The sequence below is a fragment of the Moraxella bovis genome, assembly GCF_002014975.1.
In the GTDB taxonomy this organism is placed as follows: Bacteria; Pseudomonadota; Gammaproteobacteria; order Pseudomonadales; family Moraxellaceae; genus Moraxella; species Moraxella bovis.
In genome coordinates this window covers 1-11328 of record NZ_MUXV01000025.1, presented here as the reverse complement: position 1 = coordinate 11328, position 11328 = coordinate 1, and the positions used below count along the sequence as shown (strand labels likewise).

The 11328-nt window shown below is 44.4% G+C and carries 12 protein-coding genes; 9 read left to right on the top strand and 3 right to left on the bottom strand.

The window, feature by feature from the left end; all coding sequences use genetic code 11:
• The first annotated feature begins 287 nt into the window (after positions 1 to 287).
• Complete coding sequence (locus B0182_RS06430; protein ID WP_078274196.1) at positions 288 to 1310, top strand: tyrosine recombinase XerC; 1023 nt, start codon at positions 288 to 290, stop codon at positions 1308 to 1310.
• Here the strand turns inward: B0182_RS06430 and B0182_RS06425 are convergent, their stop codons facing one another.
• A complete protein-coding gene (locus B0182_RS06425; protein ID WP_078274125.1) occupies positions 1311 to 2177 on the bottom strand; it encodes a nitrilase-related carbon-nitrogen hydrolase in 867 nt (288 codons plus the stop codon).
• A 308-nt stretch (positions 2178 to 2485) separates the two neighbouring features.
• Here B0182_RS06425 and rpoN point away from each other — a divergent pair, with 308 nt between their 5' ends.
• Positions 2486 to 4087: an RNA polymerase factor sigma-54 gene (gene rpoN, locus B0182_RS06420; protein ID WP_078274124.1), complete on the top strand. Its 1602-nt coding sequence runs from the start codon at positions 2486 to 2488 to the stop codon at positions 4085 to 4087.
• Between the two features lie 61 nt (positions 4088 to 4148).
• Here the strand turns inward: rpoN and B0182_RS06415 are convergent, their stop codons facing one another.
• A complete protein-coding gene (locus B0182_RS06415; RefSeq protein WP_078274123.1) occupies positions 4149 to 4613 on the bottom strand; it encodes a hypothetical protein in 465 nt (154 codons plus the stop codon).
• 581 nt (positions 4614 to 5194) lie between these two features.
• Here B0182_RS06415 and B0182_RS06410 point away from each other — a divergent pair.
• The 5 genes from B0182_RS06410 (at position 5195) to ilvC (ending at position 9445) form a co-directional block, all read left to right on the top strand.
• Positions 5195 to 6913 carry an acetolactate synthase 3 large subunit gene (locus B0182_RS06410; RefSeq protein ID WP_228157831.1) on the top strand — a complete coding sequence of 573 codons (1719 nt, stop codon included), beginning with the start codon at positions 5195 to 5197 and terminating at the stop codon, positions 6911 to 6913.
• Positions 6913 to 7425, top strand: coding sequence for an acetolactate synthase small subunit (ilvN, locus tag B0182_RS06405; RefSeq protein ID WP_078274121.1), 513 nt, complete (start codon positions 6913 to 6915; stop codon positions 7423 to 7425). Before B0182_RS06410 ends, ilvN begins: the two co-directional genes overlap by 1 nt.
• Positions 7425 to 7709, top strand: coding sequence for a putative quinol monooxygenase (locus B0182_RS06400; protein WP_078274120.1), 285 nt, complete (start codon positions 7425 to 7427; stop codon positions 7707 to 7709). The genes ilvN and B0182_RS06400 overlap by 1 nt, the downstream gene beginning before the upstream one ends.
• Positions 7710 to 7724: 15 nt before the next feature.
• Positions 7725 to 7982, top strand: a complete 258-nt coding sequence (locus B0182_RS06395; RefSeq protein WP_078274119.1) for a hypothetical protein — start codon at positions 7725 to 7727, stop codon at positions 7980 to 7982.
• Positions 7983 to 8422: 440 nt separating this feature from the next.
• Positions 8423 to 9445: a ketol-acid reductoisomerase gene (ilvC, locus tag B0182_RS06385; protein WP_078274117.1), complete on the top strand. Its 1023-nt coding sequence runs from the start codon at positions 8423 to 8425 to the stop codon at positions 9443 to 9445.
• A gap of 40 nt (positions 9446 to 9485) precedes the next feature.
• On the opposite strand, the gene B0182_RS06380 is transcribed toward ilvC, so the two are convergent.
• Entirely contained in the window at positions 9486 to 10112 is a 627-nt protein-coding gene (locus tag B0182_RS06380; protein ID WP_078274116.1) for a hypothetical protein, read from the bottom strand.
• A gap of 115 nt (positions 10113 to 10227) precedes the next feature.
• On the opposite strand from B0182_RS06380, the gene B0182_RS06375 reads away from it, so the two are divergent.
• Together B0182_RS06375 and B0182_RS06370 are read left to right on the top strand one after the other, a co-directional pair.
• Positions 10228 to 10668 carry a hypothetical protein gene (locus tag B0182_RS06375; protein ID WP_078274115.1) on the top strand — a complete coding sequence of 147 codons (441 nt, stop codon included), beginning with the start codon at positions 10228 to 10230 and terminating at the stop codon, positions 10666 to 10668.
• Positions 10669 to 10959: 291 nt separating this feature from the next.
• A complete protein-coding gene (locus B0182_RS06370) occupies positions 10960 to 11172 on the top strand; it encodes a cold-shock protein (protein ID WP_078274114.1) in 213 nt (70 codons plus the stop codon).
• The last annotated feature ends 156 nt before the right edge of the window (positions 11173 to 11328 follow it).

Sequence of the window (11328 nt, the reverse complement as noted above, 5' to 3'; positions counted from 1 at the left end):
AAAATTGGGAAAATTGGGAAAATTATTTAACATAATCCAAGATAATTTGGTTGTCATGACAAATCGTGATAAGATAGTTGTTCCTAAATTTCCTAGTCTGATTTTACCAATTTACCAAATCCACCCAAATAATTTGCCCGATATTTATCCAATACTTATCTAGCATTTATCCAATAATAGCCATAGCCATGAGACTGTCCGCCATTTTAAACCAAGCCCACTCCGCCCAATCATCCAGTGGCGTTCATCCGCCAAGCCTAGCTAGGCAAGCAGAGCAGGCTCATGACATGCCCATTAGCCATGATACAGACCCAAGACAAGCCACGGCTCAGACTCTGCTATCAGCGATAGAGCGTTGGCTGTCGTCACTGACAGGGCAGAATTATTCGCCCCACACGCTGTCGGCGTATCGGGCGAGCATGCACCGCTTTGGCGAGTTTTTGGGGCGTTATGGCGTGGACTGGCAGGACTGTCGCCCCAAGGATTTGGAGTGGTATGTCGTGACACGGTTGGAGCAGGATAGGGTGCAGACGGCGAGTGTCAAACGGGACATTTCTGCCATCAAGCGGTTTTATCAGTTTGCCATCAACGAGCAGGAGCGGACAACAGACGACAAAGCGAGTATCTGTAACCCGACCATCGGTTATCGCCTAAAATCCGCTCCCAAGCCCTTGCCTGTGGTGTTGGATGTGGATTTGATGACACAGCTTTTGGAGCAAGCCCCACCCGATGACCCCGAGCAGGCGGATTTGTGGGTGCGAGATAAGGCGATGTTTGAGCTGATGTACAGTAGCGGACTGCGTTTGGCGGAGCTGGCATCGCTTGATGTGGCGGATGTGGATTTGACCGCCAAATCGGTTAGGGTGCTGGGCAAAGGCAAAAAAATGCGTGTCGTTCCTGTTGGTACCAAGGCGATACAAGCCATCAATGCCTACCTGCCTTATCGCACATCATGGCAAGCCAAAAAAGTCGCCAAAACTGCCAAGCCTGATGACATCACGCCTGCCAGTACCGTCAAGGCGTTGTTCATCAGTGAGCTACATGGCAAAAGACTAAGCGAGCGTGCGATACAGCTTCGTCTGTCGCTGTGTGCCACTCGGGCAGGTATCGCCCAGAGTTTGCATCCACATTTGCTTCGCCACAGTTTTGCGTCGCACCTGTTGTCATCTAGTGGTGATTTGCGTGCGGTGCAGGAGCTGTTGGGGCATAGCAACCTTAGCACCACGCAGATTTATACCCATGTGGACTTTGGGTCATTGACCAAGGTTTACGACAAAACGCACCCTAGGGCGACCGCCAAAAAGCCTTAATTATAATTCCACCCGAAATTCAAATATCGGCATATTTTTACGAATATCATCTTGCTCATCTTTATCAAAATCAGCATAAATGATTATAAAGTCGCCACCGTCTGTCGTGTCTGTACCACTCACGATTTGCCCATTGGCATTGACTATCATGCCATGCCCCCATGTTTGACGGGTTTGGGGCTTGTCCTTGTGGGTAAAATGGTGCGTGCCACCTTGTGCTGAGCCGATGATGAGGCATTGACTGTCCAAGGCACGAGCGGTCAGTAAGGATTGCCAATGGGTTTTGCCTGTGGTATGGGTAAAGGCAGACGGCACAGTGATGATGTCCGCCCCCATATCTCTAATTTTTTGATAAAGCGTGGGAAATCGCACATCAAAACACACCGTTAGCCCTATGCCCACCGCCACACCGCCTAGTATGCAGTGAGCCACCACGGGCGTATCGCCTGCTTCAAAGGTGCGACCTTCATCATAACTGCCCACGCCGTCCGCCACCGACGCCCGAAACAGATGGATTTTGTCATAGCGGGTGATGAGCGTGCCTGTATTGTCAAACAGTAGGCTAGATTGGCGGAACTTGCCGTCTAATTTGCCGTCTATGGGCGTGCCATCAGGGCGAGTAGGGCAGGGGAGTGTGCCTGCTAAGATATGAATGTCGGTATCACGGGCAAGACGTGCATAAAAATCCACCATTTCATCAAAACGGCTGGCAAGCTCTTTTTGCGACCCCATGACGCAGGCATTTTCGGGCAAAACCGCCAAATCCGCCCCGCTGTCTTTGGCGACAGAGACAGCCTGTTTGATAATGGCTAGATTGTTATCAATGTTATCTTGGGAATTTAGCTGAATGTTGGCAATTTTTGGCATGGTTGTCCTTACTGGCAAATAACTTTGAATTTATTATAAAGCCATTTATCAAGCTAGGCAACTTTTGGACAAATTTGGGGTAACTTGATGGTTGGTGTAATCTTTATGATGGATGGGGTTGTGATGGGATTTTAGGCAGGAAAATGAGTTATAAAATAACAATAATGGGCGTTATTGGGGTGTTATGTCGTAAAATTTACGCCTTTTAGCAAAATCTATGCAAAAATTATGCCAAAATGTTGTAAAATTTAAAAGTTGGTAGATATTTTAAATTGGTAGATGTTAATAAGTAGGACAGTAGTACACCCATGGGCCTCTCATTTGGCTTGGGCGTTGGCTTAAACCAATCCCAAAAACTCACCCCACAAATGCAACAGGCGATTCGTCTGCTGGCTTTGTCGCACCTTGAATTAGAGCAAGAAGTGCAGATGAAGCTGGACAGCAACCCTTTGCTTGAACAGGTTGATGAGAGTTTTGAGGTAGAGTTTGACCGTGATGAGCTAAGTTTGGATGACTGGACGGATAATAATTGGCAAAAAAATGACAGTCAAGACTCAGATGGTTTTGATGAGCCCTTTGAAAGTGACAGTTATGACAAACTGACTGAATCGGGGCTGGATGACGGGGCGATGGACAGCGACTGGGATAATGTCTATACCCCTGATTTTGAGTATGATGGCGACTTTGGTGCATCGGGCAGGCATGATGATGAGCATGAGTTTTTGGGGGCGACTCATACTAGCATTCAAGAACACGTACGTTTTCAGATGAATTTTAGTCCCATGAACGCCAAAGAGTCGCTGATTTTGGATTATTTGCTGGATGCCATGGATGAGATGGGTTATATCCGTTTGGGCGTGGATGAGCTGTATCAGAATTTGGCGACCCTTGCCAGCTTTTATCAGTGGGAAGAGGTGGTTAGCCCGCCTGAGATTGTTTCGGTATTACAACGCATTCAGGCGTGTTCGCCAACGGGCGTGGGGGCGAGAAACTTGCCTGAGTGCCTAAGATTGCAACTTGACGAGCTGACCAAAGATGACCCTGATTTGCCTTTTGCCGATGAAGCTTATATGGTGCTTGGGGCAACCACTCATTTGGAGACGAACAACATCAAGGCACTCATGCAGGATACCGACCTAAGTTCTGCCGAGATAAAAGGGGCGATGGCGATTATCCGCAGTCTTAATCCCGAGCCTGCTTCTGAGTTTTATAAAAATGAAGGTAGTATTGACCAAAGTATTGATATTCCTGATATTTTAGTCATCGCTTTAGAAGAGACCAAAGGCAGATATGCCAAAAAATCTTTGGTTAATGTCACCGATACCGACGCATGGCGAGTGATGCTAAACCAAGACATTATCCCCAATTTACAAATCAATCAAGAATACGCCAGTCTCATCAAAAAAGGTGATGATGGCGATGATAATGTTTATCTTAAAGATAAACTAAATGATGCTCGCCTGTTCATTCGCAGTATCGATGAACGCAACCAAAACTTACTTAAAGTGGCAAGTTGTATCGTTCGCCGTCAGCAGGGATTTTTGGAGCGGGGCGTGGAAGCGATGATTCCTTTGACCCTAAAAAATGTCGCCGATGAGATTGGACTGCATGAGTCCACCGTCTCGCGACTGACCACCAATAAGAGCATGTTTACCCCGCAGGGTTTATACCCATTAAAATACTTTTTCTCATCTAGTGTGGATAGTGAAGATGGCGAGGTGTCATCAATCGCCATCTCTGCCCAAATTCAAAGCATGATTCAAAATGAAGACCCCAAAAAACCCCTGTCAGATGCTTATATTACTGGCGTGTTAGAAGGGCAGGGCGTGAGTATTTCACGGCGAACCGTGACTAAGTACCGTGAAGCGATGGGGATTTTGCCATCAACATTGCGTAAGCAAAAAATTTAAGTAAAAAATAAACCCTACAACTTGATGGTGGTAGGGTTTGGTATAGGGTGACATGAAAGAGTTAGACGCCTTGACAGTATTGGTCAATCATCTGTTGATGGCGTTGACGACGTGAACTAATCTCTTGGTCGTTAAGATAGACTTTTTCGCCTTGAGCGTTGGTTTCAAAGATACGCCCACCAATGGTTAGGTTGGCAAAGTTAGTACGCAGTGATTGACAGCGATTGGCAAGCTCTTGGTTTTGTAGAGCTTTATTTTGCTGTTCTAAGTCGGCAATACGCTGAGCTTCTGACGTTGGAGCAGGGGCAGGCGTGGCAGGCTGTTGTGCCAGTTGTCCTGCGTCAGCGGTGCGTCCATCGCTACGCATCTCTAATATTTGAAAGTTTTGGGTGTCTTTGGGTTGCATTTGGCTATAGCGTACTTCGCCATGTTTACCCACGCTTTTGTAAACCGTGGTGGTGTTGGCGTTGGCGGTAATACCAAAAGTGGCAATGCTAAGTAGGGCAGTTAAAGTATGAATTTTCATGAAAAGTCCTTAATGTTGGATGATGTCAAACACATCTCCACAGTCGGCAAAAAATAATGCTAATATTGCAACAAAACCACGATAAAATCAAGACCGATTAGGCAAATAAATGCGGTATTTGTCGCTTTTTGGCAAAATTTGGCGTGATTTGAAAAAATTAACAATAATCTTTAAAAAAGTATTGGCAAAAGCGAAATTTTAGGGTAAGATAGCAAAATCTTAGTTTTAATAACTAAATTTGTCAAAAGTTTTTTTAACTTATAAAAATTAGTTATATAAGTCAGCGTTTTTTATATCAAAAAAGACGTTTGTTAAGCCCAAGCGAATAAATTACCGTTTATTCATACCGACTTAACATTGCCCAAGACTTACCGGTCTGCAAGACGATATTTTCATCTTTTTGTCAGTCCTTGTACCACGTCTTTGGTAAGTTGTTTTGTTTCACCCCATTTGGGAAAAGGATTGATATGACAGAGCAAACCACCCAAGTCCCCAACATGACGGGGCATACTCAGACGGCAGACGTTGCCAAACATTTCCATGAAAATCAAGCCAAACTTGCCCGTGGCGAAACCGTTGCCATGAGCGGGGCAGAACTGCTTGTGCAAGCCTTAGTTGATGAAGGTGTGACCCATATCTTTGGCTATCCTGGCGGGGCGGTGCTACATATCTATGATGCCCTATTTAAGCAAGACAAAATTGAGCATATCCTAGTTCGCCACGAGCAAGCGGCAGGACACATGGCTGACGCTTATAGCCGTGTTACAGGACGTACAGGTGTGGTGCTAGCCACGTCAGGGCCGGGCGTTACCAACACCGTAACCGCCATTGCCACAGCGTTCATGGACTCCATTCCTATGGTGGTATTGGCAGGGCAAGTGCCAAGCACGCTGATTGGCGATGATGCCTTTCAAGAATGCGACATGATTGGCGTGTCTCGCCCTGTGGTCAAGCACAGCTTTGTTGTGCGTAACCCTGCCGAGATTCCCACGATTATCAAAAAAGCCTTTTTTATCGCAAGCTCAGGCAGACCTGGCCCTGTGGTGGTGGACATTCCAAAGGACATGACGAACCCTGCCGATAAATTTGACTATTTTATGCCAAGCGAGATTCACATTCGCTCTTATCAGCCAACATCAAAAGGACATGGCGGTCAAATCAAAAAAGCCCTAGACGTGTTACTGTCTGCCAAACGCCCTGTACTCTACTCTGGCGGTGGCGTGGTGCAAGGTAATGCCAGCGATGAGCTTCGTGAACTTGCCAATTTGTTAAATTTGCCCGTTACCAACACGCTCATGGGACTAGGGGCATATCCTGCCACGAGCGAGCAATTTGTCGGTATGCTTGGCATGCACGGCACTTATGAAGCCAATATGACCATGCACCATGCGGACGTTATTTTGGCGGTGGGAGCAAGGTTTGATGACCGTGTTACCAACAACGTCAAAAAATTCTGCCCAAACGCTACCATTATCCACATTGACATTGACCCAACGTCTATCTCAAAAACCATTAACGCTCATATCCCTATTGTGGGCGATGTCAAGCCTGTCTTGACCGAAATGGTAAGCATTGTCAAATCTAGCGACAAACGCCTAGACGAGCACGCCCTTGCCGACTGGTGGACGCAAATAGGCGAATGGCGTAAGCGTCATGGTCTGCGTTATGGCGATGACACGGACGCCGATGTTCATGCGATCATGCCCCAACGTGTTGTTGAAACGCTGTGTAAATTGACAGACGGTAAAGCAATGATTACCTCCGATGTCGGTCAGCACCAAATGTTCGCAGCCCTTTATTATAAATATGACAAGCCACGCCAATGGCTAAACTCTGGCGGACTTGGCACCATGGGTGTGGGCTTGCCTTATGCCATGGCAGCAAAACTTGCCTATCCCGAAAAAACGGTCGTCTGTATCACAGGCGAAGGCTCCATTCAGATGAATATCCAAGAGCTATCAACGTGCTTGCAGTATAATTTGCCTGTTAAGATTTTAAATTTAAACAACGCCCAACTTGGTATGGTAAAACAATGGCAAGATATGCTGTACGAAGGTCGCCATGCTCAAAGTTATATGAAATCGTTGCCTGATTTTGTCAAACTTGCCGAAAGCTATGGGCATAAAGGCGTAAAAATTACGAGTCCTGCTACTATGGAGGAGGAGCTAAAAGAAGCCCTAGAAATGGACGGTTTGGTATTTATTGATGTGTATGTGGACAGAAGTGAGCACGTCTATCCCATGCAAGTGGCAGGGCAGTCCATGCGTGATATGTGGTTATCAAAAGGGGAGCGTACCTAATGGCACAGTTACAAAAACACTTGATTTCGGTACTTATGGAAAACGAAGCAGGCTCGCTGTCTCGTGTGGTGGGGCTGTTTAGTCAGCGTGGCTACAACATTGATACGCTAAACGTTGCCGCTACCGAAGACCCGACATTATCACGGCTTACCCTGACCACGATTACGACCGCCGATAAGATTGAGCAGATTACCAAACAACTTCATAAACTCATTGAAGTGGTCAAAGTCCAAAATCTGTCCGAAGTCTCTGGCGGTAGTCAGATTGAGCGTGAGCTGATGCTTATCAAGGTGCGAGCGACAGGAGCATACCGTGAAGAAGTGCACCGCACGGCAGACATATTCCGAGCCCAAATCGTGGATGTATCGGCAAACCTTTACACCATTCTTATCACAGGGGACGCAGGCAAGTTAGATGGCTTTATTGAAGTCATCGGACGAGATAAAATCCTAGAAGTGGTACGCTCTGGCGTGATTGGTATTGCAAGGGGCGAGCGGACGCTTTCTTTGTGATGGCAAAAGTTGTCTTAAAAGGTCATATCATCATTCCTAAAACCAATCGGCAAGTTATTTTAGATGAACTTAAAAAGCACATTGACTTAACATGCCAAGAAAGTGGTTGTTTGATATTTCAAATCACACAAGACAACAGCGATGCCGATAAGTTTTGGGTTTATGAAGAATTTGTGAACAAAGAAGCCTTCGACTTTCATCAAGCTCGTGTGCGTTTGTCGGATTGGGGGCGTGTTTCTTGTGGTGTACAGAGATATTATGAGCCTTTGATTGTTGTTGATTGATTTTGCGAGAAAAATATGATCGTAGAATTGGCAAGCCTACCACTTGCGGTGCAGACTTATATTCAAAATGAGCAGAAAGTACAGCTTGTTGTGCAAGGCGAACAGGTGTATTTAACGCTCTTACATCAATTTGCATCAAAGTTAAAAACCTCAGGTTTGCTTGCTCATTTGAACATTCATACCGATGATGATTTTTGGTTTGAGCCAATGAGTGAAGAAGAATTGGCTTGGTGGAATGGCGATAAAACCGATAAATATGGCATTAGTTTATGAGATATTTGTTGGATACGCACACGCGGTTTGGTGGTGGACACAGCAAGATAGTTTGTCAAAAACTGCTTTGCAAACCATTATTAGTCCATACAATCACATTTTTGTTAGTCCTATTAACCTTTGGGAGGTGAGCATTAAATACCATAAAGGTAAATGGGATGAAGCAAAATTGGTAATTCGTGATTTTGAAAAATTGGTGTAGGTAAATAAGTTTGAAGTAATGCCTATTAAATTACAACACGCACGCCTAGCAGGATAATTTCAAGAAAGCCATGCCGACTCTTTTGATAGAATGCTTGTTGCTCAAGCAATGAGTGAAAATTTAACTTTAATTAGCAAAGACAGTAAATTAACTGAGTTTAATGTGAATTTGCTTTGGTAAATAATTCAACCCCCGCCCCCTGATATTTATCTATGGGCATTATTTTAAGGAAACTCGTATGAGCTTAAATGTGTATTATGACAAAGATTGTGATTTGTCTATCATTCAAGGCAAAAAAGTTGCCATCATCGGCTATGGCTCACAAGGTCATGCTCATGCCTTGAACCTAAAAGACTCAGGCGTTGATGTGACTGTAGGCCTGCGTGCTGGCTCTGCTTCTTGGAAAAAAGCCGAGAACGCTGGTCTAAAAGTTGCCGAAACCGCCGATGCGGTCGCTGGTGCGGACGTTGTCATGATTTTGACCCCTGATGAATTTCAGCGTCAGCTTTATAAAGAGACCATTGAGCCAAATATCAAACAAGGTGCAACCCTTGCTTTTGCTCACGGTTTTGCCATTCATTACAACCAAGTTGAGCCCCGTGCCGACCTTGATGTGATTATGGTTGCCCCAAAAGCCCCTGGTCATACCGTACGTTCTGAGTTTGTTAAAGGCGGTGGTATCCCTGACCTTATCGCCATCTGGCGTGATGTGTCAGGTTCTGCTAAGCAACTTGCTTTGTCTTATGCTTGTGGTGTGGGCGGTGGTCGCTCTGGCATCATCGAGACGACCTTTAAAGACGAAACCGAAACCGACCTATTTGGCGAACAAGCCGTTCTTTGCGGTGGTGCGGTTGAGCTTGTCAAAATGGGCTTTGAGACCCTGGTAGAAGCAGGTTACGCCCCTGAAATGGCGTATTTTGAGTGCTTGCACGAATTGAAGTTGATTGTAGATTTGATGTACGAAGGCGGTATTGCCGACATGAACTACTCAATTTCTAACAACGCTGAGTTTGGCGAGTATGTGACAGGCGTAGAAGTCATCAACGAGCAGTCCCGTGAGGCAATGCGTAACGCCCTAAAACGTATTCAATCAGGCGAATACGCTAAGATGTTTATCAGCGAGGGTCAGCTAAACTATCCGTCTATGACTGCCCGTCGCCGTAACACTGCCGAGCATGAAATTGAAAAAACTGGGGCGAAACTTCGTGCGATGATGCCTTGGATTGGCGGTAACAAAATCATTGATAAAGAGAAAAACTAATTTTCTTTTCATGGTCAATCAAAACAGCCGTCCGATTCGCTCAGAGTTGGGCGGTTGTTTTTTGCCCGCCACAATCCAAAGAGTGGTTTTGGCGGGCAAAACAATCATCATGAGTCATTATCATTTCTTTATCATGAATGCGATAGCGAATGGTAATCGTTTGATTATCATGATGAATGAGCGTGGCTTGTTGAATGGATATGGTTCTTTCATCAAATTGCAGTTTGTCTAATCCTGTGGTTTTTTCAATGATATGATAAAAGATTGGGCGGGAGATGATTTTTTCAAAGATGACGTATTGCCTTTGATAAATATAAACTCTGGGCATGGATAAGGGTTGATGTTGGGTCATTTCCAAACGATAATCATCATTGATAGATAGTCTTTGATAATCACCAAATGTCCCAATAAAATTTAAAAAAGCAAAAAATACAATGCCCATGGGCAATAAACTTAATACCACTAAAACACCTAATGCCGATAAATAGATTTTGGTCAATTTATGTTGCCAATGATAAATCACGATAAATACCGTATGAATGAGCCAAATCCATGCGATGATTTTTTCTGTCCAATAACCTGCGAATTGATAACCATAGCAATTGAGCAAAAAAGAAATGACAAATAATAAACTGATGATAAAATACAATAATAAAGACAGTTTCATGGGGGTTGTGTGTGGTGGTTTGGTCTATCATACCAAAGATTTGATAAAATTCACACCTTGCCACCACGCCCCAATCAAGGTATAATTGCTCATTTATCTGATTTGTAGCCCACGCATGATAACGCATAACTTTCTACATTTTTTAAACAGCCTTTCTGATTTGTCCATTTTATATGTGTTGGCAAGTTTGGTGATTGCGGTGTTGACGTGGGTGGAATCGGCTTGGGTAACAAAAAACAAAGGCAAACTTCCCCAAAGTACCGCCTTTGCTATCATCAGCATTTTGACATCGTCATGGTTCATCATCTCGGGCGTGGCGTTGTATTTTTTGGAATTTCAGGGCTTACTCATTTGTGTGCCTGTGGTTTATGGTGTGTATTCGCTCACGAGCTGGTTTGTTGGTATGCGTCTTATGGGCGATGATTTGCCAGACGACCCCAAAGACATCGTCTTGTCCACCAAATACCTAACTTATACGCAGTCGTTTGCCCTTGTCTTTGCTGTGCTTTGCGTGAGTATGCTTGCCTTGCCCTACACTGATTTGCCTTTTTTGTAAAATTACAAAAATAAATCCCCTTTTTGATAAAAACTTTGTTATACTAGCTGTACGGTATTTATGTACCATAGATTGTGTTTTGTTCGCCTTGTGCGAAAAAACGACTTTGATAACTTGCGGACGAGTGCTGGTATCAGGGCGTATGTTAGATTTATTACTGAACCATTAAGGCAACTTATCGGTTTGATATAGAGTTTAAGCGTCGTATCTTTAACTTATTTTGCGGTTTTGGCAACATAAATATTTTCACGGCATTTTGCCATTATTTCCCCATTTTCAAGGAAAACTCTCATGTCAAACAAAGTTACTGGTACTGTTAAATGGTTCAATGAAGCCAAAGGTTTTGGTTTTATCGCCCAAGATACAGGCGGTCAAGACGTATTCGCCCATTACAGTGCCATTACTGGTTCTGGTTTTAAAACCTTAGCCGAAGGTCAAAAAGTGGCGTTCATTCTAGGCGAAGGCAAAAAAGGCCCACAAGCCGAAGAGATTGAAAAAATCTAATTGCCAATATCATTGGCTAAGCACTCAAAGTAATTTGGGTGCTTTTTGTTTTTGTTATTTGGCAATGTATTTTGGAAAAGCGTGTAGCAAATTGCAATTTGCCCTTGTGACCCTTGTGGTACATGATTTTAAAAGGATACCCCACTCTCAACTTAA